The organism is Streptomyces sp. PL-25 (assembly GCF_058344915.1).
This window is the reverse complement of sequence record NZ_CP136997.1, coordinates 3664528-3685865: the sequence shown is the minus strand read 5'-3', so window position 1 is coordinate 3685865 and position 21338 is coordinate 3664528. Positions and strand designations below refer to the sequence as shown.

Annotated in this window: 39 protein-coding genes; 2 read left to right on the top strand and 37 right to left on the bottom strand. The window is 72.8% G+C overall.

The annotated features are described in order from the left end of the window. Window positions 1-123: 123 nt before the first annotated feature. The 16 genes from R4Z62_RS16480 to R4Z62_RS16405 all read right to left on the bottom strand — a co-directional run bounded on the left by R4Z62_RS16480 (window position 124) and on the right by R4Z62_RS16405 (window position 10320). The gene (locus R4Z62_RS16480) at window positions 124-789 is read right to left on the bottom strand and encodes an HK97 family phage prohead protease (protein WP_491520184.1); all 666 of its coding nucleotides are present in this window, start codon (window positions 787-789) and stop codon (window positions 124-126) included. Then, window positions 789-1139 carry a hypothetical protein gene (locus tag R4Z62_RS16475; protein WP_491520183.1) on the bottom strand — a complete coding sequence of 117 codons (351 nt, stop codon included), beginning with the start codon at window positions 1137-1139 and terminating at the stop codon, window positions 789-791. The genes R4Z62_RS16480 and R4Z62_RS16475 overlap by 1 nt, the downstream gene beginning before the upstream one ends. A 2-nt stretch (window positions 1140-1141) precedes the next feature. Further along, the gene (locus R4Z62_RS16470) at window positions 1142-1399 is read right to left on the bottom strand and encodes a hypothetical protein (RefSeq protein ID WP_491520182.1); all 258 of its coding nucleotides are present in this window, start codon (window positions 1397-1399) and stop codon (window positions 1142-1144) included. A gap of 2 nt (window positions 1400-1401) precedes the next feature. After that, on the bottom strand, window positions 1402-3717 hold the full coding sequence (locus R4Z62_RS16465; RefSeq protein ID WP_491520181.1) for a phage portal protein: 2316 nt from the start codon (window positions 3715-3717) through the stop codon (window positions 1402-1404). A gap of 7 nt (window positions 3718-3724) precedes the next feature. Next, on the bottom strand, window positions 3725-5077 hold the full coding sequence (locus R4Z62_RS16460; RefSeq protein ID WP_491520180.1) for a terminase large subunit domain-containing protein: 1353 nt from the start codon (window positions 5075-5077) through the stop codon (window positions 3725-3727). Further along, window positions 5074-5496, bottom strand: a complete 423-nt coding sequence (locus R4Z62_RS16455) for a hypothetical protein (RefSeq protein ID WP_491520179.1) — start codon at window positions 5494-5496, stop codon at window positions 5074-5076. Before R4Z62_RS16455 ends, R4Z62_RS16460 begins: the two co-directional genes overlap by 4 nt. 176 nt (window positions 5497-5672) lie before the next feature. After that, window positions 5673-6137: a hypothetical protein gene (locus R4Z62_RS16450; RefSeq protein ID WP_491520178.1), complete on the bottom strand. Its 465-nt coding sequence runs from the start codon at window positions 6135-6137 to the stop codon at window positions 5673-5675. A gap of 126 nt (window positions 6138-6263) precedes the next feature. After that, entirely contained in the window at window positions 6264-6509 is a 246-nt protein-coding gene (locus tag R4Z62_RS16445; protein ID WP_491520177.1) for a hypothetical protein, read from the bottom strand. Next, a complete protein-coding gene (locus R4Z62_RS16440; RefSeq protein WP_491520176.1) occupies window positions 6506-6784 on the bottom strand; it encodes a hypothetical protein in 279 nt (92 codons plus the stop codon). The genes R4Z62_RS16445 and R4Z62_RS16440 overlap by 4 nt, the downstream gene beginning before the upstream one ends. Window positions 6785-6952: 168 nt before the next feature. Beyond that, the gene (locus R4Z62_RS16435) at window positions 6953-7405 is read right to left on the bottom strand and encodes a hypothetical protein (protein WP_491520175.1); all 453 of its coding nucleotides are present in this window, start codon (window positions 7403-7405) and stop codon (window positions 6953-6955) included. A gap of 8 nt (window positions 7406-7413) precedes the next feature. Beyond that, on the bottom strand, window positions 7414-7551 hold the full coding sequence (locus R4Z62_RS16430; RefSeq protein ID WP_491520174.1) for a hypothetical protein: 138 nt from the start codon (window positions 7549-7551) through the stop codon (window positions 7414-7416). 134 nt (window positions 7552-7685) lie between these two features. After that, a complete protein-coding gene (locus tag R4Z62_RS16425) occupies window positions 7686-8288 on the bottom strand; it encodes a hypothetical protein (RefSeq protein ID WP_491520173.1) in 603 nt (200 codons plus the stop codon). Continuing rightward, on the bottom strand, window positions 8285-8797 hold the full coding sequence (locus tag R4Z62_RS16420; RefSeq protein WP_491520172.1) for a hypothetical protein: 513 nt from the start codon (window positions 8795-8797) through the stop codon (window positions 8285-8287). The genes R4Z62_RS16425 and R4Z62_RS16420 overlap by 4 nt, the downstream gene beginning before the upstream one ends. Further along, window positions 8794-9363: a hypothetical protein gene (locus tag R4Z62_RS16415; protein ID WP_491520171.1), complete on the bottom strand. Its 570-nt coding sequence runs from the start codon at window positions 9361-9363 to the stop codon at window positions 8794-8796. The genes R4Z62_RS16420 and R4Z62_RS16415 overlap by 4 nt, the downstream gene beginning before the upstream one ends. A 7-nt stretch (window positions 9364-9370) precedes the next feature. Continuing rightward, window positions 9371-9517, bottom strand: a complete 147-nt coding sequence (locus R4Z62_RS16410; RefSeq protein WP_491520170.1) for a hypothetical protein — start codon at window positions 9515-9517, stop codon at window positions 9371-9373. Between the two features lie 5 nt (window positions 9518-9522). After that, window positions 9523-10320: a DUF2637 domain-containing protein gene (locus R4Z62_RS16405; protein ID WP_491520169.1), complete on the bottom strand. Its 798-nt coding sequence runs from the start codon at window positions 10318-10320 to the stop codon at window positions 9523-9525. Between the two features lie 184 nt (window positions 10321-10504). Here R4Z62_RS16405 and R4Z62_RS16400 point away from each other — a divergent pair, with 184 nt between their 5' ends. Both R4Z62_RS16400 and R4Z62_RS16395 read left to right on the top strand, forming a co-directional pair. Next, window positions 10505-10786 carry a hypothetical protein gene (locus R4Z62_RS16400; RefSeq protein ID WP_491520168.1) on the top strand — a complete coding sequence of 94 codons (282 nt, stop codon included), beginning with the start codon at window positions 10505-10507 and terminating at the stop codon, window positions 10784-10786. A 53-nt stretch (window positions 10787-10839) separates the two neighbouring features. Continuing rightward, window positions 10840-11121 carry a hypothetical protein gene (locus R4Z62_RS16395; protein WP_491520167.1) on the top strand — a complete coding sequence of 94 codons (282 nt, stop codon included), beginning with the start codon at window positions 10840-10842 and terminating at the stop codon, window positions 11119-11121. A 63-nt stretch (window positions 11122-11184) separates the two neighbouring features. Here the strand turns inward: R4Z62_RS16395 and R4Z62_RS16390 are convergent, their stop codons facing one another. From R4Z62_RS16390 to R4Z62_RS16290, 21 genes are all read right to left on the bottom strand, one after another. Beyond that, window positions 11185-11358, bottom strand: coding sequence for a hypothetical protein (locus R4Z62_RS16390; RefSeq protein WP_491520166.1), 174 nt, complete (start codon window positions 11356-11358; stop codon window positions 11185-11187). 80 nt (window positions 11359-11438) lie between these two features. Continuing rightward, window positions 11439-11648 carry a hypothetical protein gene (locus R4Z62_RS16385; RefSeq protein WP_491520165.1) on the bottom strand — a complete coding sequence of 70 codons (210 nt, stop codon included), beginning with the start codon at window positions 11646-11648 and terminating at the stop codon, window positions 11439-11441. A gap of 2 nt (window positions 11649-11650) precedes the next feature. After that, window positions 11651-11845 carry a hypothetical protein gene (locus R4Z62_RS16380; protein WP_491520164.1) on the bottom strand — a complete coding sequence of 65 codons (195 nt, stop codon included), beginning with the start codon at window positions 11843-11845 and terminating at the stop codon, window positions 11651-11653. Continuing rightward, a complete protein-coding gene (locus tag R4Z62_RS16375) occupies window positions 11842-12057 on the bottom strand; it encodes a hypothetical protein (RefSeq protein ID WP_491520163.1) in 216 nt (71 codons plus the stop codon). Before R4Z62_RS16375 ends, R4Z62_RS16380 begins: the two co-directional genes overlap by 4 nt. Continuing rightward, complete coding sequence (locus R4Z62_RS16370) at window positions 12054-12290, bottom strand: hypothetical protein (RefSeq protein ID WP_491520162.1); 237 nt, start codon at window positions 12288-12290, stop codon at window positions 12054-12056. Before R4Z62_RS16370 ends, R4Z62_RS16375 begins: the two co-directional genes overlap by 4 nt. Continuing rightward, entirely contained in the window at window positions 12287-12847 is a 561-nt protein-coding gene (locus R4Z62_RS16365; protein WP_491520161.1) for a hypothetical protein, read from the bottom strand. Before R4Z62_RS16365 ends, R4Z62_RS16370 begins: the two co-directional genes overlap by 4 nt. A gap of 33 nt (window positions 12848-12880) precedes the next feature. Next, complete coding sequence (locus R4Z62_RS16360) at window positions 12881-13438, bottom strand: WhiB family transcriptional regulator (protein WP_491520160.1); 558 nt, start codon at window positions 13436-13438, stop codon at window positions 12881-12883. 45 nt (window positions 13439-13483) lie between these two features. Further along, window positions 13484-13936: an Lsr2 family DNA-binding protein gene (locus R4Z62_RS16355; protein ID WP_491520159.1), complete on the bottom strand. Its 453-nt coding sequence runs from the start codon at window positions 13934-13936 to the stop codon at window positions 13484-13486. Window positions 13937-14975: 1039 nt separating this feature from the next. Further along, window positions 14976-15221, bottom strand: coding sequence for a hypothetical protein (locus R4Z62_RS16350; RefSeq protein WP_491520158.1), 246 nt, complete (start codon window positions 15219-15221; stop codon window positions 14976-14978). Continuing rightward, window positions 15221-15412, bottom strand: coding sequence for a hypothetical protein (locus tag R4Z62_RS16345; RefSeq protein WP_491520157.1), 192 nt, complete (start codon window positions 15410-15412; stop codon window positions 15221-15223). The genes R4Z62_RS16350 and R4Z62_RS16345 overlap by 1 nt, the downstream gene beginning before the upstream one ends. Window positions 15413-15456: 44 nt before the next feature. Beyond that, on the bottom strand, window positions 15457-15879 hold the full coding sequence (locus tag R4Z62_RS16340) for a hypothetical protein (RefSeq protein ID WP_491520156.1): 423 nt from the start codon (window positions 15877-15879) through the stop codon (window positions 15457-15459). Beyond that, the gene (locus R4Z62_RS16335) at window positions 15876-16376 is read right to left on the bottom strand and encodes a hypothetical protein (protein ID WP_491520155.1); all 501 of its coding nucleotides are present in this window, start codon (window positions 16374-16376) and stop codon (window positions 15876-15878) included. Before R4Z62_RS16335 ends, R4Z62_RS16340 begins: the two co-directional genes overlap by 4 nt. Next, entirely contained in the window at window positions 16373-16657 is a 285-nt protein-coding gene (locus tag R4Z62_RS16330) for a hypothetical protein (protein WP_491520154.1), read from the bottom strand. The genes R4Z62_RS16335 and R4Z62_RS16330 overlap by 4 nt, the downstream gene beginning before the upstream one ends. Then, window positions 16654-17583 carry a hypothetical protein gene (locus R4Z62_RS16325; RefSeq protein WP_491520153.1) on the bottom strand — a complete coding sequence of 310 codons (930 nt, stop codon included), beginning with the start codon at window positions 17581-17583 and terminating at the stop codon, window positions 16654-16656. The genes R4Z62_RS16330 and R4Z62_RS16325 overlap by 4 nt, the downstream gene beginning before the upstream one ends. Beyond that, window positions 17580-18470 (bottom strand): PD-(D/E)XK nuclease-like domain-containing protein, encoded by an 891-nt coding sequence (locus R4Z62_RS16320; RefSeq protein WP_491520152.1) that lies wholly within the window; start codon window positions 18468-18470, stop codon window positions 17580-17582. Before R4Z62_RS16320 ends, R4Z62_RS16325 begins: the two co-directional genes overlap by 4 nt. Next, window positions 18467-18877, bottom strand: a complete 411-nt coding sequence (locus tag R4Z62_RS16315) for an HNH endonuclease signature motif containing protein (RefSeq protein ID WP_491520151.1) — start codon at window positions 18875-18877, stop codon at window positions 18467-18469. The genes R4Z62_RS16320 and R4Z62_RS16315 overlap by 4 nt, the downstream gene beginning before the upstream one ends. Next, window positions 18877-19137 (bottom strand): hypothetical protein, encoded by a 261-nt coding sequence (locus R4Z62_RS16310; protein ID WP_491520150.1) that lies wholly within the window; start codon window positions 19135-19137, stop codon window positions 18877-18879. Before R4Z62_RS16310 ends, R4Z62_RS16315 begins: the two co-directional genes overlap by 1 nt. Next, window positions 19134-19607 (bottom strand): hypothetical protein, encoded by a 474-nt coding sequence (locus R4Z62_RS16305; RefSeq protein WP_491520149.1) that lies wholly within the window; start codon window positions 19605-19607, stop codon window positions 19134-19136. The genes R4Z62_RS16310 and R4Z62_RS16305 overlap by 4 nt, the downstream gene beginning before the upstream one ends. A gap of 106 nt (window positions 19608-19713) precedes the next feature. Next, window positions 19714-20478, bottom strand: a complete 765-nt coding sequence (locus R4Z62_RS16300; RefSeq protein WP_491520148.1) for a hypothetical protein — start codon at window positions 20476-20478, stop codon at window positions 19714-19716. Next, window positions 20475-20906, bottom strand: a complete 432-nt coding sequence (locus R4Z62_RS16295; RefSeq protein WP_491520147.1) for a DUF6197 family protein — start codon at window positions 20904-20906, stop codon at window positions 20475-20477. The genes R4Z62_RS16300 and R4Z62_RS16295 overlap by 4 nt, the downstream gene beginning before the upstream one ends. A 93-nt stretch (window positions 20907-20999) precedes the next feature. Continuing rightward, on the bottom strand, window positions 21000-21338 hold the full coding sequence (locus R4Z62_RS16290; protein ID WP_491520146.1) for a hypothetical protein: 339 nt from the start codon (window positions 21336-21338) through the stop codon (window positions 21000-21002).

The following is a 21338-nucleotide window of genomic DNA, read 5'->3' as shown; positions in this document are numbered from 1 at the left end:
TGCTGCGGCAGCGTCTTGTACGGCTGCTCGCGCTGGTTGCGGTGCGCCCACTTCCGAGCGAACGGCATCCGGCGAGCGAACATCGCCCGCCACTGCGCCTTGGACACGAACCGGCGAGCCACCTCACGCACCTCCCACGGTGGTCAGCTTCAGCAGGGCCGCGCGGCGGGCCCGCTCCTGCATGCGCTTCTGTTCCTGCTCGTACGCGAGCGCCGAGTCGCGGCCGTGCTCGCGGTCGTACTCGGCCAGCCGCTCGGCGAGGGTCGGCTCGCCAGCCTCGGTGTAGAGCGCGCCGAGAGCCGAGCGCACCGTCTTCAGCTTGCTGCCCGGCACGGCCGCCATCCGTGCGGTGATCTGTGAGACCTCCACCAGGCGCGCGCTGCGGATGTTCTCCAGGACGTCGGCGCGGTCCTCGTCGCCCATCTCGGCGAGCTTCTTCCACTCGGGTAGGTCCGTCCGGACGAACCCGACGGACAGCTCCCTCGCGCTGCCGGACCGGGCCATGGCCCGCTTGTCCCGGCCGGACTGCGTGTCGTCGTACCGGCCGCCGATGTGCAGGAGGTTGGGCTGCTCATCGGCGCGGAAGGTGCCGATCGGGTCGAACGGGCTGTGCATGAAGAGGTAGGCGTACGAGCCCTTGTCGATGCCGCGCCGGAAGACGCCGGGGTGGAAGGTGGTGCCGTAGCTGTCCTTCTTCCCGTACTGGCAGGCCACGCCCTCGAAGGTGCCGTCCTCGTCCTCGCCGACGCGGAACTCGTGCTGGTCGAAGACGCGGAACTCGATCTCCATCACTGGCCTCCCTTGGCCTGGTTGAGGGCGGCCTCGGCGTACACCTCGGCCACGCCGTGCATCACGTCTCGGTGGGAGCTGCTGAGCTTGGGCGCATACCGGTAGACGGCCCGCCCTTTCTTGTCGCGGCCGTCGTACTCGTAGACGACCTGCCCCTTGCCGAACGTCATCAGGCGGGGCAGCTCGCCGTCCGCGTCCGGGCATACGACGATGTCCGTCTTGCCGTCGAACGGGCCTCGCCGGACCTCGGCGAACGGCACGCCGGGTGGGCAGTACGCGCCCTGGTACTGGGCGAGCCCGGCGGGCTGGAGGATGGCGCGGACCTCGCCACGCAGCAGGGTTGAGGCCATGGTCAGTTGCCTCCCTCGAAGCGGCTTCCGCCCGGCTCTTCCTCACCGAGGATCGCGGCGCGGACCGCGCAGTCCTTCGCCTCCAACAGCTTGCGCAGGGCGGCGCTCGTCTCAGGGCAGTGCGGCAGTGTGTACGCCATCTGCCAGGCCAGGCGTCCGAATGCCTCGCTGTGGTCCCGCAGCTCCGGCGGCAGATGGGAGGCGTCGAACCACCGGAGGACCGGGTAGGCGCGGCGCAGCTCGGCGTCGTTCATGGTCATGGTCAGGACTCCTCGAACTCGAAGGTCAGTGCGCACCGGCACTGAATGGACTGCGCGGCCGGGGCGGACGGATCCGCTGGCCAACGGGACTTGGTGAGGGTGAACCGCTTGTTCATCGGGACGGCGTTGCCGTTCTCCTGCCGGTGCGTCTCCCGGGTCCGCTGGTCGGCCGTGGCCACCCACGTCTTCCGCACGGCACCGGCGTCCAGCGCGGCCAGGAACGACGCCTGCGAGTAGCCACCCACGGACTCGGTGCGCGCGATCATCGTCGCCCGGAAGTCGGACAGGTTGGCGAACACCTGCTGCAACCGGGCCCGCAGCTCGGGCACGCTGTCGCCCTGCGCGATCCCGTGCGCCAGGATCTGCGACCGCAGCACCTGCTCCGTGGTCGCCGTGATCTGCCCGGCCAGCTCCTCGATCCGGTCCTTCAGCGCCGTTGCCACATCCGGCTCGTCCAGATCGAACGAGCCGCTGATCTCCGCGCCGCCGCGCTGCCACGCCCGCTCCACGAACGGGCGCACCACCTCCGCCGTCCGCCGCCGCCAGTACCGCGCGTCGAACAGGTCCCGCACCTTGATGCGCTCCTCCCAGCCGTCCGGGCCGGTCGCGATGTCCATGTCCGTCATGCGGGCAGCCGGGACCTCCTCCGGGTCGGGCGGGGCCAGGCGCACCGTGTCCTCGCGGGCGAGCGCGCATGCCTGCGCCCGCGTCTCCTCCAGCCACGCCGCCGACCGCTCGGGCTTCCGCATCAGCCGGTCGAAGTCCCTCAGCACCCGCTCCCGCTGCTCCCGGGCAAGGGCCTGCACCGCGCGCCGGCCGGACGCCTCCAACTCGTCGTACGCCCGGTTGATCGCCGCGAGCGACGGCGACGACGGGGCGTCGTCCGCACGGGACAGAGCGGGGCGACGGGGCGACGGGCGAGCGTCGACCTGCGGTGACGGGCCGCCGAGCAACCGTGCAAGCGCGGCTTCCACCGCCCGTTCCACAACGGCCCCGACGTCAGGCTGCGGCAGACGGGAGAAGTCAGCATCCCATCGGGCCTCGTCCCCCGTGGGCTGCCCCTGCACCGGAGCGAACAGGGCCCGGTAGGGGGTGAGCGTGTGCTGCCCGATCCCGCCCGGCAGCGGGTCCAGACCGAGGGCGGCGCGCGACTCATCGATCATCATCACGTCCGCGTACGTCGAGGCGCGCACCCTGTTGGCCACCGAGTCTTGCGAGTCCTGAAGCGCGGCCACCCCGGACAGATCCCATTCGGCCTCCTCGGCGTCCGAGGGCAGCAGTACCCGGTCGATCTCGCTGCCGATGACCTCCAGCTTCGGCGCGATCGTGTCGGACCAGAGCGTCGCCTTTGCCGCGCTGCGGTTCTCGTACGTGGTGCCGGCGGCGAGGTAGTCGTGTGGCACGCCGAACGCCATCATGACCTCGGCGCTGTTGGCCATCCTGGACTCCAGGTAGGCCATTTCCTCGGGCGTGAACGTCAGCCGCTCATAGCCGATGCCGGCCCCGGAGCCACCCGAGCGGGGCTCGGACCGCACGAGCAGGTTCTTCCCCGCGTTCTCCGGGCCCTGCATCGAAGAGCGCCACGCGGCCTTGACCGCGTTGAACTCGGCCTCGTTCATGTCGCCGAGGTAGACGACGCCCGTCGGCCGCGCCCCGTTGGCGTAGGAGGCGCGCTGCCACTCACGGGCGTAGGCGTCCATGTCGACTGCGTGCCGGGCGGCACGCCACGGCGGGAGGCAGCCGAGCGGATCGAACGGGTGCGGGTACCTGAGCCAGAGCATCTCCTCGGGCAGCACCGGCACCTGCACGCCGTCGAGGCGGCGCACCATGAACCCGACCACGTCGGCCGTGGTGGGCCGCTGCGCGATCGGCTTGTCCACGATGACATCGACCTGGTCGTAGACGAGGTGCATCTGCGTGACGGGGCCGAGACCGGTCTCTCCGCGGTCGAGCCAGACGAACGCCTGGCCGGCGAGTTCGGCCTGCTGGAGCAGCAGCGACTTGAACACGCGGGCGGACATGAGCGGGTTGGGCCGCTTGTTGAACAGCTGCGCGACGGGGTGCCCGTCGATGACGCTGCCGTCCTGGCGGCGGACGACGAGGGGCACCGACGACCCGTTGTCGGCGATCGCCGCCACGCACCGGTACGCGACGGCGCTGTTGGCGTAGCCGCGGGCCTCGGCGTCCAGGGCCAGCGTCAGCGTCTGCTGTCCGCCGATCGACGCTACGGTGACGGGCTGCCGGTCCCGGAGCGTGTCCAGCCCGCCCGCGCGGGTCTCGGCGGCCCGGCGCAGGGCCCGGTTCCGGTAGGTGCTCATGGTCCTCCTAGGCGACCGCGGCGAGGTTGCCCGCGGGCGCGAGCATGAGATCGGTGAGGGCCCACACGTACGCGTCGAGCCGGTCGGGGGAGTCGTCGCCGGGCACCCACGTGGTGAGCTGCTCCTCGAGGTCGGGGAGGCTGCCGACGATGTGGGCGCTGCCCTGGTCGGTGAGCGCGGCCACGGGCTCGGCGCGGGTCTGCTTGCCGCGGGAGGCGTGCACGGTGCGGTAGTTCACGGTCGGGTCAACCTGCCGTACGACGGTGCCGATCCACTCGCCGCCGTTGTTGACCTCGGCGACGATCGCGTCCGCCCGGTGCTCGTGGTACGCCTGGATCGCTTTGCGCGCGGCCTCGATCGGCGGCATCCGGCCGGACAGGTCGTCCAGGGCATAGCCGTGCTGGCGGGCGAACCCGTTGCGGTCCGGGATGTACGAGGCGCCGCGACCGGCCACGATGATGCCCATCTCGTCGGCCTCGCTGCCGGACGTGGCCGCCGGGTCCATGGCGACGACGACGCGCGCCAGCTGCGGGGCCGCGCCGACCCGCGCCGCGTCCAGCCCGGCCCACGTCCAGAGCGCACCCTCGATGTCCTCGAGGAGGACGCCGTCCAGCTCCTGCGCCTCGATGCGGGTGCCGGCGTACTTGCGGATGAGGTGGGCGCGCTGCTCGGCGGGCAGGTGCGTGGCGTCCCGGGTCCGGCCGCGGGTGACGGTGACGTCGTCGCGGCGGGTCAGCTCGATGAGTTCCTTCCGCGGCTTGGGCGTGGTGGACGCGATGTAGTGGGGGTTCGCACCGAGGCGCAGGCCCATCTCGCTGTGGGTGATGGCGTCCTTCAGCCGGCGCATGGCGGCGGCCTCTTCCATCCACACGAGGCAGCGGTTACCGCCGGCGCGGAGCCGCTCGACGTCATCCGGGGTGTGCGCGCCGAACAGCTTCGCCTCGGCACCGGACGGCCAGCGGGCGAAGGTGCCGCCGGTGGTCTGGCGCAGCTTCACCCGCGGGTCGTGCGCGCGCAGTCCCGACGGGCCGTTGACGCAGGCTTCGGCGGCGTCGCCCTGTGTGGGGGCGATGATGGCCATGCGGTGGCCGCCGGGCAGCCGCGGGTCGCACGGGGGCCCGTTGACGTGAGCGACCATGTAGCGGGCGCAGCCGTCCGTCTTGCCGGTGCCTCGGCCGCCGAGCTGGAGCCACCAGCCGAGCGTCTCGATCCGGTCGGGTGGGACCTGCCACGGGTACGGCGTCCACCGGTCCCAGCGGCGCCGCCACAGCCGGTTCTGGAGCTGCTCTTCGAGGAGCGCGAGTTCTTCGGGGCCGAGTTCCTGGAGGCGGGCGCGGACCTGGTCGCGGGTGAGGGTCACGGCGCACCGTCCAGCTCGGCGATCTGGTCGGCGAGTTCGAGGACGCGGGCGGTCATCTCGTCGGTGACGGTGGCGTTGACGCGCACGGGGGCGTACAGGCCGAGGATCTTCGCTTGGTGGTCGAGGAGCCGGACGAGGGCCTCGTTCGAGCGGACGTCGCCCTTGACGACCTTCGGCATCAGCCCGTCGATCGCGACGTTGAGGACGGCGAGCTGCTCGCCGAGGTACTGCTGGTGTGCCTCGCGGGCCTCCTCGGCGAGCTTGGCCACGCCGCGCTTCCAGGCGTTGTGCGCGTTCTTGACGTCGCAGCCGAGGCGGTCGGCGATCTCGCGGAAGGCGAGGCGGTCGCGGGTGCGCAGGCGTACGACCTCGTGCTCGCGCACGAGGCCGAGATCGTGGTGAGCCTGTCGCCGCGGCACCGTACCTCCCTGTCAGGGAAGGTACGGATTTTCGGGCGGGCCGGATCTTGGGGGCTGCAATCCGCCAGGCCGGGCGTCGGTACTCCGATCGGGTGAATCCCCCAGCGAGCCCGTGGCCGCCCGGCCCTCCCGGTGGTTACCTGGCCGAAGGCCAGGCCGCGCGAGACCGCCGCCGGTCAGCAGGCGTCGTACTTCCAGGCGTCGCCCTCCCGCGCCCACGGCTGCTGCGCCTGGTCGAACTTCGGCAGACCCTTCACCCGGTACGAGACACGAGCCAGCTCCCCGGACACGGACGCGTGCACGTCCGTCGCCGGGTGGTCGGGGCCGTACTCCTTCGCGGCCTGCTGCACGGTGGCCGCGTACATGTCCGGGTCGGCCGTGCCCTGGCAGCGCTTCGACAGGGCGGCGTACGCGGTCTTCGCGTCGCCCTTGAAGTACGCCGCGGTGTACTCGGTGACGGCCTTCTCCAGGTCGGTGGCCCCGTCGGCCGGGGCGCTCGCGGTGGGCGCGGTCGGGGCGCTGCTCGCGGTGGCCGGGCTGCTGCTCGCCGGGGCCGTCTTCGCGTCGTCGTCGGAGGACGAGCAAGCGGTGAGCGCGAGGAGCGCGGCGGCGGCGAGCGTGACGGCGGTGGTGGTGCGCATGGTTCCCCCCAGGGTGGGTGTGGTGTCCGGGCATGCTGCCACAGCGGGACAGGGGTGGGCCCCGCCGTCGGGGGAATTCACGGCGGGGCCCTGGAGTCAGTGTGCTACGAGGCTGTGACAGCGGGGTCAGAACGGGGCAACGCTGCGGCGCTCACGCCGCTGGCGGCGGCGCTGGCGTGCGGCGTCAGCAAGTCGGTCATGAGCTGTGCCGCATCCGCACAGCGTCACCCCGTCGTACCCCTTGGGAGCCGGGTACTTGTCCGGGCTGCCCTTGGTGTGGAACAGCCCCCGGCCCTGGCAGGCCCCGCAGGGAGGGCCGCTGTGGCGACGGCGGACGATGATCTCGAACGGCCCGATCCGCATGGTGGTCATCCCTTCTTCGAGGTGTCGGGGTGGGGAGGTTCCCCCGTCGGCGAGATGGGCAGGTCCGGCCGGAGGCGGCGGAGTGCGTCCGAGGTGACGACCGACCACTTCGCGGCGATGGCCACGAACCGGGCCCCGCACCCGGCCGGTCGCGGACCCGCGCCGTAGGCGTATCCGACGATCTCCGTGTGGTGGGTGTCCGTCGCGGACGCGCCCTTCCCGCACCCGCTGCACTCGGAGGTGTAGGGGCTGACGAGGAGCACGGCGTGGGCTTCTTCAGGCATGGAGGCGTCATCCTCCCTTCGGGGCGCTGGGGAATCCGTCGGGAAGCCACGTGGCCCGGTATCGGGGGTCGCGGCCGGTCCCGTCCAAGTTGCCCGCCCAGCGCCGCCCGAGGTCCCGGAGGTTGGTGACCGCCCGCCACCGCAGCAGAGGCGGGTGGTCCTGGTTGGTCAGGTCGACACGGGCCGGGTCACCATCACGCGGTACCCGACCGCAGCGCGCCTGCCGGGTGACCCGTCGGGAAGCCCGGCGATGTCCTCGCCGTAGCGGGTGTCGAGGAAGGCGGCCAGAGCGACGGCGTCCTCGACCTGCTCTTCCGTGAGCGGTGTGACGCTCGGCTCGGCGGCCGGCTCGACTTCCACGGCTACGGCGGCAGCGGCTTCAGCGCCGGGGCCGGCGGACTCGTAGGCGACGCGCACCCGGGTCACCTTGACCAAGTGGCTGTGCAGCTCGATGATCTGGCCTTCGGTGGGGATGGGCAGAGGCGTGGCGGGCTCGAAGAGGGCGACGCTGGTGCCCTGGTGCATGAACTCGTAGACGTACGTGACCGGGTCGCTGTTCAGGTTGGCCTCGTCGTGGGCGTCGGCGATGCGCTGGAGCTCGGGCGGCAGGTGCTTGGTCATGGCCGCCATCATCCCTTCGACGGGGTGCCGGGGGTGGGCTTCTTCGGCGTCTTGACCCAGCCGCCCCGGCTGCCCTGGTAGGTGGTCTCGTTGCCGTGCAGGCGGGGGTCGTCCTTCTTGAACGGCTTTGGGAATCCGAGTGCCATGATGGCGGTCTCCTGTCTCGTGATCGGGATGGGGACCGGGGCGGTCGGATCGCCTGGCAGCAGCGGCCGCCCCGGGGTAGATGGGCCCGTAGACGCGCGGTAGATCGCGGTAGACGAGCGGGTAGATGTGCAGGTCAGGCGGCGGTAGACGGGGCGGTAGACGCCTCCTGGGCGGCGGCCGGGGAAGGGGTCTCCAGGTCGCGGCGGCGGACCCCCCAGGTCGGCACGCCGGCCACCTTCACGCCGCGCTCGTGAGGCACCCCCGCAGCGGCCAGAGCAGCGCGCAGATCGGACACCGTGCGGCCCTCCCACTGGCCCCTCTCCTGGAGGTGGGCGAGGACGGTGCGGAGGTGCACCGCGGGGGCGTCCCCCATGGCCTCCAGCAGGAGGGTGCGGACGGCCTCCCGGTCGGAGGCCGGGTGCGCCTCCTCGGGGGTCTCGGCCAGGGCCTCGGCGGCGGCCGGTTCGGGGGCCCGACCGGACCGCCATGCGGCGGCCAGCCACCCGGCGGTGAGCAGCACCATCAGCGCGGGCAGCGCCCGCACCAGGCGGACGAGCAGGTACACCCCTCCGGCGAGCAGTGCCAGGCGCAGCAGGATGCCGAGGACGGCGCGCCAGCCGGTGAGGTCGTGGCGGCGGCCGCGCGCGCACCAGGCGGCGGCGCGCGCGGCCAAGTGGCGCAGGATCAGGTGCGAGCCGGTGGCGAGGCGGGCGGCCGGCCGGGCGAGACGGCTCACAGGACGCCCGCCCCCTGGAACGCGGCCACGATCGCGTCGCCGCAGCCGTTCAGTGCGCCCGGCAGCCAGGTGAGGGCCCCGGCCACGCCTGCGGTCAGCAGGAACGTACTGCCCACGAACGCGCCGCCGACGATCCGGCGCTTGTCCGCCTTCCCCGCGGCCTTGTAGGCGAGGACGACCAGGAGCACGCCCAGGACGACGACGATGGCGCCGGTGACGCCGAGCCCGCCGAGTCGGCCACTGGCCACCGCGCCGCTTGAGGTGAGGCCGGTGGTGCCCTTGCCGATGCTGCCGCCGGCCCCGTTGGCGACGCCGCCGGTGTGGGTGTGAGTCCAGCCGAGGATCCCGCCGGGGCAGGCGGCGGCGAGCGCTGCGCCGGTGAACCCCTTGCCGAACGCGGCCAGCTGCTTCATCTCGCGGCTGCCGCGGTACCAGGGGTGCAGGTTGAAGACGAGGACGACGAGGGCGGCGAGGAGGCCACCGAGGGTGAGGGTGGTGGTGCCGGTCATCGGCGAACTCCGGTGAGCAGGAGGAACGGGTCCCACCAGGACAGGACGCCGAAGGCGCCGAGGCTGGCGGTGACGAGGAGGAAGCGGGGGAGGGCGCGGCCGGTGCGCCGGTCCAGGGCCCAGGTGGCGGCGACGGCCACCGCGGCGATGACGTAGGCGGCGCCGACCCCGGCCTCGGTGCGGGCCTGGTGGACGGTGTGCGACCAGATCCCGACCGGGCTCTGCCCTCCGGCCCAGGGGGTGAGGGCGGCGAGGATCGCGGCGAGCATCCGCCAGGTGACCAGCCGGTCCCACAGCCGCGCCCAGAGCCGCTCGCGCAGGGTCGGCTCGGGCTCGGGCTCCACGAGGACGAACTCGTGGACGTGCCGGACGTGCTGGACGACGACGGCCGCGGGCGGCGGCTCGGGCGCGGGAGGCGGTGGCGGCGGGTCCGGGACCGCGGGCGGCGGGGGCGGGGAAGGCGGGAGGCGCCAGGGCGGGACCTCACCAGGCTCGGGCGCGCGGGCTGGCAGCGGGGCGCCAGCCGGGATGATCCGGGTCGGGGTGATCGGGTGGTCGTCGGACACGGGGGCCTCAGTGGAGGACGGCGACGGCGAGCGCCGCGAAGGTGAGGATGAGGGCGCAGGTCCCGGTGACGGGGGGCACGGTGCGCCAGTCGAGGAGGGCCAGGGCGAGGAGTGCGCCGGCGGCTGCGAGCACGAAGAACACGGCGAGGAGCACGGGGCTCACCCGGCGCGGTGCAGCTGGGTGGGCCGGGCGGGGAGCGCCGCGAGGGCGGGCTCGTGCTTCTCGATCTCAGCACGGAGGACACCGCGCAGCGTCGAGGCGGACGGCGCCGTCAGCTTGGCGGCTTCGAGGGCGGCGCGCATCTCGCCGGTGGTGGGCCGGTAGCCGTCCTCGTACAGGGGGCGGAGGATGGCGCACCGCGGGTCCGAGTAGCGGATCGCCGGTCGCTCCGGTCCCTGCGGCTCCAGCTCCAGTTGCTGCTCGACGGCGGGCGGGAGCGGTGGGGCCTGCGCGGGCATCGGGGGGACGGGCGGCTGCTCAATGCGCTCCAGCGGCGGCACCGCGGCGGGCTCGGCGGCGCGGCGGGCGAACCAGAGGTGCATCTGCCGCATGAGCGCGCCGAACGCGAGCAGCGCGGCCACCGGCGGCACGGCGGCCACGGTGTACTCCAGCGCGTTGGCGCGGGACCCGACACCGGCCACGTTCAGGGTGATCGATCCGAGCGCGCCGACCGCGGTGAGGGCGATCGCCCAGGGGTCGACGGTGCGGAGGTAGGAGGCGCGCAGGATGAGGAGTTCGCCGGCGAGGTAGAAGAGGTCGAGGACGGCGGGCCAGGCCCAGGCGCGGGCGGGGTCGATGCCGAGGCCGTTGTGGGCGGCGACGTCGTGCAGGTGGTGGTACGAGAGCCAGAAGGCGATGCCGGTGATGGCGGTGATGATGACGGCGGCGCCGACGGCGAGGCCGAGCCCGCTCGTAGCCGCGGGGGGCGGGGTGTGCGTAGGCTTCTGCCTAGCCATGGAGGTCACTCTCCGGTGGTCAGGCCCTCGTCAGTGTTCCCGCACTGTCGGGGGCCGTTCTGTTGTGGGGCGTCGTCGGGGTGTTGGGCCCGTCGTGACGCGGTGTCGGGTAGCCGACACGGTGGAGCGTACCCGACACGGGGCGGTGTGTGCAGACCTACGCTCGCGCGGGGAGGTGACTGGCGTGGCGGATGAGAGCGACGAGGCGCGCGCGGCGGCGGACGAGGTGCTGGCGGCGGTACGCGCGGCGCTGCGCCGGCTGGAGGCGATCCCGGACGCCGGGGTGCGGGCGCGGGCGGCGGGCATGGTGCTGCGGGAGTGGCCGGCGGAGAGGTCGTTGGCGACGGAGATCCGTCAGCAGGCGGTGGACGCGCTGCACCGTCAGGGTCTGGACTTCCCGGAGATCGGCCGGTTGATCGGGACGGATCGGTCGCGGGCGTGGCGGATCTGGAAGGGCCGGGACTGAGTGTGCCCCTGTGCGCTCTGCCTGTGCGCCGGGGTTGCTCCTACGGTGTCGGCATGACGACAGCTGATGAGGAGCCGGTGGATGTCCCGTGGGCGCGGGTGCGGCTGGCTGATCCGGCGGGGCCGGATGGGTGTGCGCACTGCGGCGGCCCGGCGGTGCTGGTGTTCCGCGTGGAGTATCAGCGGCGGGGGGCCATGGTCCTCGATGACGGCGAGCTGGGTGAGGTGGAGAGCGAGGACGTGCAGCAGGACTCGTTCGCCTGTCTGAGCCATGCCGGGTTCGTGGCGTATGGGGTGTCGCTCGAGGTGGTGTCTGCGCGGTCGGCTCTGTTCTGAGGGAGTGCCGACGCCCCGTCACCGGCCGTTGTCGGGCGGGGTGACGGGGCGTCTGGCCTGCGTCTACCAGATCGGGACGCCGCCGCCGGACTCCAGCACGGCCATGTTGGCGGGCTCGGCGTAGTACGCGTCGTCCTCGGCAGTGATCGCGTCGCACCGGCAGGCGGGTCCGCCGCCGGTGTGGACCGGGCACTCGTCGTAGTGGTCGGCGTTCGGGGTCTGCTGGGTGTCGGCCATGGGCGGTGCCTCCTGGGTAGTGGTGTTACGACGGTAGGTACGCGCGGTGGTCTTAGCTGGCGTTCGCCGGTCTTAGGCGGTCAGTCCTCCGTAGCGGGCTGCTCGGTGACCGTGGTGGCCCGCTCCATCAGCCGGTGCTCCCAGGATGGCTGCATGCGGCGGCGGTCGGCGAGCCTGCTCAGTGCCAGGCGCTTGTCGGCCCACGACACGTTGACGCCGGTGGCGCGCTGCCAGGGTGCGCCGGGGTGGGGGCGGGACTGGACGAAGTAGGCGGTGGGTTGGTCGGGCATGGTCACTCCTTCGTGGTGGTGGGCTGCTCGGTGCCGTCGAGGGCGTCGCGCACCGCGAGGGCCGCGCGGCACCCGGCCTCGGTGCCATCGGCCAGTTCGTCGGCGGCGGCGCGCACGCGCTCGATGGCGGCCTGCGCCTGCTCCAGCTCGGCGCGCGCTTCCTCGGCGGCCTGCGCGGCGGAGGGCAGACGGTTCACCGGTGCTCGCCTCGCAGTGCCTCGGCCACGGCCACGAGCGCCGAGGCGATGGCGAGGTTGGAGCGGACCGTGAGGATGCCGACGGCGGTCGGGCCATCGACGTCGCGGGGGCGGCCGTCGGGCAGGGTGACCACGCCGTTGATGCCCTGGTCCACGCTGTTGACCAGCCAGAGAGCGTGGTCGTACGGCGTGCGGGCGGTTGGGCGGTTCATCGGGGTGTCCTTCCTGGGGCAGTGGGGTGGATGACGGCGACCACGGCGGTGGCGGGCTGGGGGCCGTGGCCGGAGCAGGCCGGGCAGTAGTCGCCGTTCGCGGTGGTCCGCCAGCCGCGGGCTCTCCCGGCCGCGCGCGCTTCGTGGCGGGTCTCGGCGTCGGTCATGAGCCAGCTGGCGCAGGCGGACGCACGCCACACGGTGTTGCAGTGCAGGGTGATGCGGACGCTCATGACGGCTGCGCCCCGTCCTGCCGCGCCCCGGCGGCGGGGCAGTCGGCGTAGTGTCCAGCCGGGGCGAAGCAGGCGCCGGAGTTCGCGCACGTACACTCCACCCCGCCCGGCTGCGTCTCGTCGGCCAGACGGCGCAGCTCGCCGTCGGCAAGCGCGAGCAGCCAGCGGCGCACGCCCTCGGCCGCTGATGAATGGACGTTCAGGTGCGCACCGTTCGCGGCGTCACGGAAGGCAGCGGCCCGGATCTCGGCGGCCCGGTCGGCAGGCTCGGGCAGCACGGCCAACACTGCGTCGGCGAGGTGCGTGTCCCAGTCGTTCTCGTCGTCCGCCTCCGCGCCGGGCTCGCGCCAATCGCCGCACCGGCAGGGCATGTTCCTGTCGGCGTCGGCCTCGTCGCGGTTGGTGGACAGGTAGTGCTCGCGCAGCGCCTCGGCGATGCGCTGACGGAGCGCGGCACGGTCCACGGACGGCTGCCCCACGGCGGGCAGGTGGGCCGACGGATCGCCACAGCAGTCCTGTGGCTGGCACCCAGGGGTGATCGGGGTCTGGTCGGTCATGGTCGTCTCCGTTCGGTGGTGGTGGGTGATCGTTCAGGCGGCCCGGGAAGCAGGCTGTACGCGCCCAGGACGGCCCGGCACGCCCTCAGCGGCCCTCCGCCCGCCCAGAGCCGCCACAGGCCCCCCAACGGCCGCACGCTCCCGCTCCCGCCGCACCGCCGACTGAAGAGCCACCGCCCGCTTACACGGCCGGCACGCCTCCTCCCCGAGACGCCGGTGCATCCAGTAGCCGCGGACCGTCCCCCCCACCGCGTGCGCCTCGGCCAGCCGCCGACGCCGGTCGGCGTCCACCGCCTCGTCGTGCGCGCCCTGGCACACCGGGCACGGCTGCTCACCACGCGTGCGGTGCGCCCGGTAGCCGCGGTCCGTGCCGCAGCCGGCCGCGCGGGACCCGAAGTCGACGCCGCCCCACACGCCGTGCTGCTCCCCGTTGGCGAGGGCGTACTGCTGGCAGGCGAGCAGCAGGGGGCAGGTGTGGCACTGGCGGGCGGCGCCGTGGCGTTTGGTGGGGTTGGTGCTGAACCAGAGTTCGGGGTCGAGGCGGCAGGGGAGGCCGGGGGTTTGGGCGGTGAGGGTGGCGAGGGTGGTCAAGGCGTGCTCCCCGGGGGTTGGTCTTGGGGCGGTTGGCCGGGCTGGTCAGGCGGTGGGGTTGGGCTGGGTGGCGGTACGCCAGGCGTCGAGGACGCGCTTGGGAATCTGGCCGACGCGGGGGCAGTCGATGCCGTTTTCGTTGGCCCAGGCGCGGACTTCGCGGGTGTCGTAGTCGCGGGTGTACGAGCCTCGCTTGCGTTTGGCCTTGGTCTTGGCGGGCGCCAGCTCGGCCTCACGGGCGTGGAGTTCGGCGAGGCGCTTTTCCAGCTGCTCCCGCTCTGCGGTGAGGGCGGTGAGTTCGCGGTCTGCGGAGTACCGCTGGCGCAGGCCGGTGAGGGCGATGCGGGCGCGGGCGGCTTGGTCTTGGACGTCGGGGTCGGTGTGCTGGTCGCCCCAGGCGAGGAGTTTGCCGACGGGAAGCTCGGGGTTCGAGGCGGTGGTCTTCAGCTGGACGTCGATGGTGGGCGGCATTGGGCGGATGGTGGGCGCGGTAGTCATGGCGGTGGCTGCTCCTGCGTCGGGGAGGTGGAGGTGGTTGTGGCGGGCGGCGTCGGGGCCGCCTTGGCTGTCGATCTCGTCAAGGAGGCGGCGGAGGGCGGCGATGGTCATGCGCTGTGCCTTCCGTGCGTGGCGGCGAGGCGGTGTTCGCAGCGGGCATGGACGCTGCGGTCGGGGCGTCGGGGGTCGGGGAGGATCGGGCGGCGGCAGACGGTGCAGCGGGACCAGGTGGCGGGGTCGTCGCTGGGGGTGTCGTCGTGGTGGTGTTCGTGGGATCCGGCTTGATCAGCGGGGGGCCCAACTACCTGAGGTTGAGGAACTGCCTCAGCCCCGTCTTGGGAACCCCATGGGAACCCCCCTGGGTTGTTCGGGGGGCGGTCCCCCGAACCGTTCGGGGGGCGGTCCCCCGTTCTCATTCGGGGGGCGGTCCCCCGTTCTCCGGTTTCGTTACCGCCGGTAAGTCCGGGGGGCGGTCCCCCGTTCTCCGTCTCATCCAGTTCGGGGGACCGCCCCCCGTTCTCCTCGGACCACGGAGCCGCCCGCCGTCCGGCCTCCCGCCGCTGCCGCGCCTCCTCCCGAGACGCCTTCGCGCCCTCGAGGTAGGCGACCGCCGCGGCCCAGTCCGGGAACGGGGAGGGGAGGATGACGTACAGAGCTGAGCGGCCCCGTCGGCGCTCCCCGGCGACCCGGACGACACCGGCCCGTATCGCCGCTTCCAGGCGGTCGCGGCAGTCCTTCTCGTCGCAGCCAGCCGCGCGTGCGATGTCCTTGATGCGCATGGGCTTGCGGTCGGCGAACCGCAGTTCGCCGGACGCGGACGCCATGGAGCGGAGGGCGTAGAGCAGCGTGTGCAGGTGCGCGCGCTTCAGCGCGGCCGGCATGCCGGGTACCCACTTCCAGGCGAGCGCGTTCCCGTAGGCGTTGGGGACGCTGCCGGCGGGGGCCTGCTCTTCGCTGCTCAACTCGTTCTCTTCTCACGCAGGGTGGCCGGGGCCGGGGCCCGGGACGGCGCGCGGTGGGGCCGTCCCGGGCGGTGGGGTCAGCGGACGTACTCGTCGCGGCGGGCCTGCTCCCGGCGTGCCTTGTACGCCTTCAGGTCGCCCTCGGACGGCTTCGACGCGGTCAGGTCCGCGAGGTCGGCGGACGGGCTGATGGGGCCCTTGCCGACCTCGTCGAACGTGCCGTCGATCTGGCGGCCGCGGTACATGGCGCGCTTGGCCTCGAGGAGCGCGGCGGCGCTGTCTAGCTTGACCTCGGGGACGTCGGCGGGGCTGAGCTTGGGCATCAGGTTCCTTCCTGGTGGTAGGCCGCTTGGGCTTCGGCGGCCTGGGTGGCAAGCGCCTCCTCGGCGCAGACCTTGTGCGCGGGCTTCATCCGGGAGTCGCGGGTGTACGCGGGGGAACCGCAGTACCGGCACGGCAGGGGCCGGTCGGACCAGTGCGAGGAGTCGCGCCAGTCGAGGAGCGTCCCCGGCACGTAGTCCGGCTCTACGGGCGGGGCACGGCGCCGCCGGCGGGCCGTCACGGCTTGGCCTTCTGCGAGCCGGTCAGCCGGTACCGGCGGTCAGCCGCCGCGTTCGCCGCCCGGCAGACGTCGCAGCTCTCGCCCCGGGCCAGGTGCCGCCGGTACATCCGGGGTTCTCCGCACTGGGGCTCGGGGCGCTGCTGCCTCGGTGCTGCTCGGCCCGGCTTCCACCCGTTGGCCTTCCAGCCGCGGACGGTGGCAGCGCTGGTCCCGAGGCGGTATGCGATAGCAGCCACGTCCATGCCGCGCTCGTCCAGTAGCCGTGCGGCGTGGAGGCGTTCGCCTGTGCTGAGGTGCACCGGTTCGCCGTTGAGGGCGTGTTCGATGGCTATCAGGTCGAGGTCCGCAGCCTCGTCGTACGTGTCGGTGGTGGAGGCGTACAGGTGCTCGCGCTGGCCGCCGATACGGGTGCCGTTCATCGGCTCACCACCCCGTACCCGAGCGGGTCTTCGTCGGGGGCGAGGCCGCGGACGACGAGGACGATCTGCCCGCCGCGCCGCTTCTCTCCGAGGCGCATGTCCGGGCCGACGACGTGCAGGTGGTCGTCGTCATCGACCAGGCCAGCATCGACCAGCCCGTCCACGGCCGCCTTGAAGCTCCCGTACCAGTTGGCCGGGTCCCGGCGGCGGCCCGCCGATGACGGGTGCAGCACGCCAAGGATGTGCGCCCGCTGGAACAGGGGGCCCGGCTTGGCGGCGTCCAGCGCGTCCATGAGCGACGGGCACTCGCTGACCGCTTCCATCGCGGCGGCGCGGATCTTCTTCGTCAGCCGGGCGCGGGCCTTCTCGTGGATGCGCTGGTTGGCGTTGATCAGGTCCATGCCGGTGGGGAGGGCGATGACGAAGGGTCCGGGCCGGGGCCCGGCCGCCGTGGTGGCGGCCGGACGCTCCGGGTCGAACAGGGTCGGGGCGCTCATCGGGCACCGTCCGCGGGGGTGAAGTGGCGGCAGGTCCAGCAGCGGCGCCCGGACCGGTAGTAGGCGTGCAGCCGCTCAGCCTGCTCCGCCGGGCACCACCCGGCGTCGATCACGGACGCCTCGTGCGGGCGGAACATCTCGACGAGCGGGGTGGTCTCCTCGGCGGCCGGGGCCGCGCGGTGCGCCCCGGACGGCGTGAAGAGGAGCCGGGACAGGACGGCGCCGACGGCGAGCGAGGCCATGAGGACGGCCGCACCGAGCGCCAAGTTCCACTCGATCACGACGCCGCCCCCGTCCCGGGCTGGCGGGCGGCCGGCCACTGTGCCGAGCCCTGCGCGGGCTCCTGCTCCGCAGCCGGGGTCGGCTGTCCGGCGGGCTCCTGCTCCTGGTGCTGGCGGGTGATCTCGGCGACGGTGACCCGCTGCTGCGGGAACTCCTCCTCCACCGTGACCTCGCCGCGGCGGATGGACTCGGCGATGATCTGGAGCTGGCCGAGGTCGAGGTTCGTCCACCGGCCAGACGGGCGGCCGGACCGGTTCTCCTCCAGCTGCTCGATGGTGACGCCGAGGCCCTCGAAGTGGGCGATGCAGTCGGCGACGCGCTGCGCGAGGGGCTTGTCCCCCTGCCCCTTCTCCAGGGTGTTCGTGGCGATCGTCTTGGCCTGCTCGCGGAACCAGTCCGGGAGCACACTGAAGATCATCTCTCGCAGGCGGCGGGCGCCGTTGTTCGAGTTGTTCTCGTAGACGTCCCGGGGGTCCTCCAGGCGCGTCGACCCGTTCGTCTTCGTCCACCGAGAGTGCGGGACGATGAACGTCGTGCTGGCGCGCTCGTTGGTCTCCAGGTCCCACGCCCACGCCTGCATCTCGGACTCGCCGGCCGCGTCGTCGCGGCGCAGTTCGTGGACGCCGTAGTGCACGTTCGTCCAGCAGCGGGCCAGCTCCTTCGCGAACTGGATGGTCTCGCCGGACACGTTGGACCCGCCGCGGCTGAACCGGAAGAAGGAGCGGACGGCGAGGCTGTGCTGAGCGAAGCCGGTGCGCATCTTCGCGATGGCCTGCGCCTCGTTCCGGGGGAACTGACGGGCCACGATCACCGCGGCCTGCACCTCGGCGACCGCGCGGGACTGCTCCACCGCGGTGCCCTGCCCGATGAACGACGGGGCCGGCGCGGCCGGGACCGCGAACTGCTGCTCTGCTACGGGGTTCACAAGTACTCCAGGGAGTCGCGAGTCTCAGCCCAGCCGGGCAGGGCGACGGGCACGACGTCGTCGCTGTAGCCGGGCCAGTAGCCGGTGGCGGTGCAGTGGGCGAAGGTCTCCAGGGCGCGCCGGTTGCGGGCGGCGCCGATCCGCCGGGCGATCGCGTTCACCTCGATCACGGTGATCACGTACGGGGCGGTCTTCTCCTGGCAGACGAAGACGAAGGCGGCGTCCGCGTCGGCGATGCCGAGGGCGTGGCAGGCGGACCGGTAGGTGTCGTCCTGCTGGTGGTAGCCCAGGTCCTCGATGACGCGTTCGAGCTTCTCGGGCTTCGCGGAGACGCACGTCTTGTAGTCGGGGATGATCAGGCGGCCGGTGCGCGGGTTGGGCAGCCAGTCCAGGCGGGCGCGGCGCATGACGCCGGTCGGCGCGTCCCGCCAGAACAGGGACCGCTCGGGGGTGCCGTGCTCGGGGTCGAACAGCAGCGAGGCGATCGGGTGCCGACGCAGGGCGTCCGCCATCTCGTGGACCTGGTCCCACTCGGCGCGCTTCAGCGGGACGGCGCCCTCGGCGCGGGCCTCGGCGACCTCGGCCTTGGCAACCTTGGTGTCCCACCGCTCGTAGTCGACCAGGCGCAGCTCGGGTCCGTTGCCGAGGACGAGCTTGTGGGCGGCGTTGCCGATGTCCCACACCTTCTTCACCGGCTGCGGGTGGTCCTGCTCGTAGCGGAAGTGCGCCGGGCTGGCCTCGATCAGCCTGCGGGCGCCGGACGAGGAGAGGGCGTACCGGTGGGAGTGGTACGTCTCGTTGTCCATGTCGTAGATGCCGGGCTCGGTGATGGGGTCCGGGCCGGCGGCCGGGGCGACCGCCCCGGCCTGCACGGTCGCATTGGTCATCGGGCCGCTCGCTTCTTCATCTCGTACCGCCGGGTCGCCGCTCGACGGCAGGCCCGACAGTCACGGCGGCCAGCGCCCGTGTAGGTGTTGGCGTCGTCATACGGGTGTCCCTGCGGGCAGTGCGTCTTCAGCGAATTGGAGGGGATGCCGCGCCGGGTGTTTTCGGCGAGCGTGACCGCCTCCATGTGATCGGGGTTCACACAGTTCCGGACCCTGCACAGGTGGTCGATGACCAGCCCCTCAGGGATGGGGCCCACCAGCGCCTCGTACGCCGCTCGGTGTGCCTTCTCCCGGTGGTTGTCGATGCTGATCTGTCCGTAGCCGTAGCGGTCCAGCGCACCGGTCCAGAGCCAGCAGCCATCAGTGCGCTGGGCCCGGTGCATGATGCGTTCGATCAGGGTCGTCATCAGGCGGCTCCGCCCTTCGGCTGCGGCTTGACGCCAGCGGCGTCGTACCAGGCCTTGCAGTCCCGGGGCGGGAGGCCGCTGTCGGCCTCGCCGTCGACGGGCGCGCCCATGGCGGTGGCCGCGGCGAGGGCGAGCGTGGCGTGCACCTGCGCGAGCGCGATGATCTGCTCGTTGCCGTCTTCGACGTACACGGCGCCGGTGTCAGCCGTGAGTCCCTTGATGAGGCGCTCGGCCTCGCGGTAGTGCTCGGGGCCGGTCATGAGCGGCCGTCCTTCCGGGTGCTGAGGATGTAGTGGCGGTTGCCGGGCTCGTCGACCAGGACCAGGTGCCCGGCCCGGTGCAGGGCGGCCAGGTCCCGGCGGCCGGTGCCGCGGTGCACGACGTTCGGGTCGGTCAGCGCGTACAGGGCCAGGACGCGGCAGGTGTTCCACTGGCCGCCGTAGGTGCGGATGGCGTCGAGGAGGCGGGCCTGCCGCGGGGTGAGGTCGGGGGTGGCGTCGGCCGCCGGGCGGCTGCTCTTCCCCTCGATCCCGTCCGCCGTGCGGCGCAGGCGCTCGGCAGCGTCGCCCCGCCCGGGGTCGCGCTCGTAGTCCTGCGGCAGCGCGTTGATCGCGTCGGCGGCCCGCCGCAGCACGGCAGCCTCGGCCATCGCGAGCGCACGGCTTGCGGCCGCCGGGTCCGGGTGGTGGGCGATCAGCGTGGAGAACACGAAGTCGTCGGTGGTGCTCATCGGCGGCCTCGCTTCCAGCGGATCACCAGCGCGGGCGCGTCGAAGATCGCGTAGAGGAAGAACACCGACCAGGCCAGGGCCACCCACAGCAGCCATTCGAGGATGCTCACGAGGCATCACCCGTCTGCGGCAGGTCGTGGCCGACGCGGTAGGGGTGGTACAGCGGCGAGTCGTGCGGGTCCTCATCCCAAGGGGCGACCAACGGGATGCCGAAGATGGTGCGGAGTTCGTCCTGCGAGACGTAGTCCTGCGTCACCAGCGCCGGGGTCCGGTCGGGCTTCCACTCCTGGCCAGCGCGGAGCCGGGCCGCCAGCGCCTTGCGCTGCGTCTCCAACTCGGCGACCTGAGCCCGGAGCGCCCGCACGTCCCGCTCGGCCTGGACGAGCGACGTCGTGTTGGAAGCCGCGACGCCGACCAGGTCCGACCACTCCATGCCCGTGTACCCGACCGCAGCAGCCACATCGTCATGCCGGTCCGCGCGCTCGGCCATCAGTCTGGCAACCTGAGCCCGCAGCCGCTCGGTCTCCCGCAGCAGCTTCGCCGCCACCGGATGCCGCCGCGCCTGGTCTTCCTCCCACGCGGCCTGCACCTCGTCCCGGTTCGGATCCTCCAGCAGCCACGCCCGCACCCGAGCACGGGCCGCAGTCGCCCCCGAGTCCGCGACGACCCAGCCCCTCTCGTAGTGCTCGTGCGCCACGTCGAGCACCTCGGGCCAGGGCCGGTCCTTCAAGCCGTGGTACCGCTCAGCGGGCAAGAGCCATGACGCGCGCGCCACCTCAGGGATCTGTACGTACACCTGCGTCTGCTGCTCGCGCGGGTGAGCGAAGTCGTAGTTGTCCCGGGTGATACGGACGAGGATCGAGTCGCTCATGCGGCCACCGCCATCTCCGCCGCGCGCTCCAGCATCGCCACCGCCGACTCCGTGGTCCGCGACTCCACGTCGCCCCACGCGTCCACGTGCGCCTCCAGGTCGAAGATCCCGCCGAACAGCGGGCCCTCGCCGTCGACCTCCAGGCGCAGCGCCAGCTCGGCGATCGCCTGGTCCGACAGCAGGGAGGTGCGGTGCGGGTCGCCGGTCGTCGCCGTCCGCAGCGCCGCCACGATCGACATCGGCCGCAGGAAGTGCGGGATGCACATCTCCCGGTCGAAGCTGTCCGGGACGAAGTCGCCCTGGTACAGGCCGTTCGAGGCGAGCAGCCGAGCCGCCACCCGGAACACCCCGGGCACGGTCGTCGGCGCCGCCTGCGGCGACTGGTGCAGCGGGAGAACCCTGCTGCTGGTCTGCAATGATGTGGCCACTGGTGGCCTCTCTTCCTTGTTGGAGGGGTGCGCCGGTCTGGGGGGTCGCCGGGCCTGCAAGCGGGCGGCCCTTCGGCGCGTTCAGGGGGTAGGTCAGGCGGAGCGACGCCGCCGGGCGGGGACGAACTCCGGGGCCGGTGGTGCGGCCGGGTCGGAACCCGCTGCCTCGACGGCGGCGTCCAAGGCCGCCTCGGTGGCGGCGTCCAACGCGTCCCCGGCGGCCTCGGCGGCCATCCAGTCCCGCACCGAGGCCGGGTTGAACCGGCGCCCACGGAAGGCCGTCGGCTCGACCGGGCACCCGCGCTTCACCCACTCGTTCACCGTCCAGTTGCTGACGCCGTACAGCGCCATCAGCTGCGCGGTCGTCAGGAGCGGGGAGAGCCCGGTGGGGGCGAGCGTCTGGGAGCGCTCAGCGAGGGTCTGAGTCGCCAT

What these genes read in the sequence shown, in the direction of transcription:
- R4Z62_RS16340 (WP_491520156.1), bottom strand. Translation starts at nt 15,879, where the DNA reads ATGAACGGCACCCGTATCGGCGGCCAGCGCGAGCACCTGTACGCCTCC.
- R4Z62_RS16300 (WP_491520148.1), bottom strand. Translation starts at nt 20,478, where the DNA reads ATGAGCGACTCGATCCTCGTCCGTATCACCCGGGACAACTACGACTTC.
- R4Z62_RS16445 (WP_491520177.1), bottom strand. Translation starts at nt 6,509, where the DNA reads ATGACCACCATGCGGATCGGGCCGTTCGAGATCATCGTCCGCCGTCGC.
- R4Z62_RS16315 (WP_491520151.1), bottom strand. Translation starts at nt 18,877, where the DNA reads ATGACGACCCTGATCGAACGCATCATGCACCGGGCCCAGCGCACTGAT.
- R4Z62_RS16405 (WP_491520169.1), bottom strand. Translation starts at nt 10,320, where the DNA reads ATGGCTAGGCAGAAGCCTACGCACACCCCGCCCCCCGCGGCTACGAGC.
- R4Z62_RS16395 (WP_491520167.1), top strand. Translation starts at nt 10,840, where the DNA reads ATGACGACAGCTGATGAGGAGCCGGTGGATGTCCCGTGGGCGCGGGTG.
- R4Z62_RS16290 (WP_491520146.1), bottom strand. Translation starts at nt 21,338, where the DNA reads ATGGCGACTCAGACCCTCGCTGAGCGCTCCCAGACGCTCGCCCCCACC.
- R4Z62_RS16440 (WP_491520176.1), bottom strand. Translation starts at nt 6,784, where the DNA reads ATGCCTGAAGAAGCCCACGCCGTGCTCCTCGTCAGCCCCTACACCTCC.
- R4Z62_RS16430 (WP_491520174.1), bottom strand. Translation starts at nt 7,551, where the DNA reads ATGGCACTCGGATTCCCAAAGCCGTTCAAGAAGGACGACCCCCGCCTG.
- R4Z62_RS16475 (WP_491520183.1), bottom strand. Translation starts at nt 1,139, where the DNA reads ATGGCCTCAACCCTGCTGCGTGGCGAGGTCCGCGCCATCCTCCAGCCC.
- R4Z62_RS16390 (WP_491520166.1), bottom strand. Translation starts at nt 11,358, where the DNA reads ATGGCCGACACCCAGCAGACCCCGAACGCCGACCACTACGACGAGTGC.
- R4Z62_RS16310 (WP_491520150.1), bottom strand. Translation starts at nt 19,137, where the DNA reads ATGACCGGCCCCGAGCACTACCGCGAGGCCGAGCGCCTCATCAAGGGA.
- R4Z62_RS16365 (WP_491520161.1), bottom strand. Translation starts at nt 12,847, where the DNA reads ATGACCGACCAGACCCCGATCACCCCTGGGTGCCAGCCACAGGACTGC.
- R4Z62_RS16480 (WP_491520184.1), bottom strand. Translation starts at nt 789, where the DNA reads ATGGAGATCGAGTTCCGCGTCTTCGACCAGCACGAGTTCCGCGTCGGC.
- R4Z62_RS16305 (WP_491520149.1), bottom strand. Translation starts at nt 19,607, where the DNA reads ATGAGCACCACCGACGACTTCGTGTTCTCCACGCTGATCGCCCACCAC.
- R4Z62_RS16320 (WP_491520152.1), bottom strand. Translation starts at nt 18,470, where the DNA reads ATGACCAATGCGACCGTGCAGGCCGGGGCGGTCGCCCCGGCCGCCGGC.
- R4Z62_RS16370 (WP_491520162.1), bottom strand. Translation starts at nt 12,290, where the DNA reads ATGAGCGTCCGCATCACCCTGCACTGCAACACCGTGTGGCGTGCGTCC.
- R4Z62_RS16420 (WP_491520172.1), bottom strand. Translation starts at nt 8,797, where the DNA reads ATGACCGGCACCACCACCCTCACCCTCGGTGGCCTCCTCGCCGCCCTC.
- R4Z62_RS16375 (WP_491520163.1), bottom strand. Translation starts at nt 12,057, where the DNA reads ATGAACCGCCCAACCGCCCGCACGCCGTACGACCACGCTCTCTGGCTG.
- R4Z62_RS16335 (WP_491520155.1), bottom strand. Translation starts at nt 16,376, where the DNA reads ATGAGCGCCCCGACCCTGTTCGACCCGGAGCGTCCGGCCGCCACCACG.
- R4Z62_RS16350 (WP_491520158.1), bottom strand. Translation starts at nt 15,221, where the DNA reads ATGCCCAAGCTCAGCCCCGCCGACGTCCCCGAGGTCAAGCTAGACAGC.
- R4Z62_RS16465 (WP_491520181.1), bottom strand. Translation starts at nt 3,717, where the DNA reads ATGAGCACCTACCGGAACCGGGCCCTGCGCCGGGCCGCCGAGACCCGC.
- R4Z62_RS16470 (WP_491520182.1), bottom strand. Translation starts at nt 1,399, where the DNA reads ATGACCATGAACGACGCCGAGCTGCGCCGCGCCTACCCGGTCCTCCGG.
- R4Z62_RS16450 (WP_491520178.1), bottom strand. Translation starts at nt 6,137, where the DNA reads ATGCGCACCACCACCGCCGTCACGCTCGCCGCCGCCGCGCTCCTCGCG.
- R4Z62_RS16385 (WP_491520165.1), bottom strand. Translation starts at nt 11,648, where the DNA reads ATGCCCGACCAACCCACCGCCTACTTCGTCCAGTCCCGCCCCCACCCC.
- R4Z62_RS16355 (WP_491520159.1), bottom strand. Translation starts at nt 13,936, where the DNA reads ATGACTACCGCGCCCACCATCCGCCCAATGCCGCCCACCATCGACGTC.
- R4Z62_RS16435 (WP_491520175.1), bottom strand. Translation starts at nt 7,405, where the DNA reads ATGACCAAGCACCTGCCGCCCGAGCTCCAGCGCATCGCCGACGCCCAC.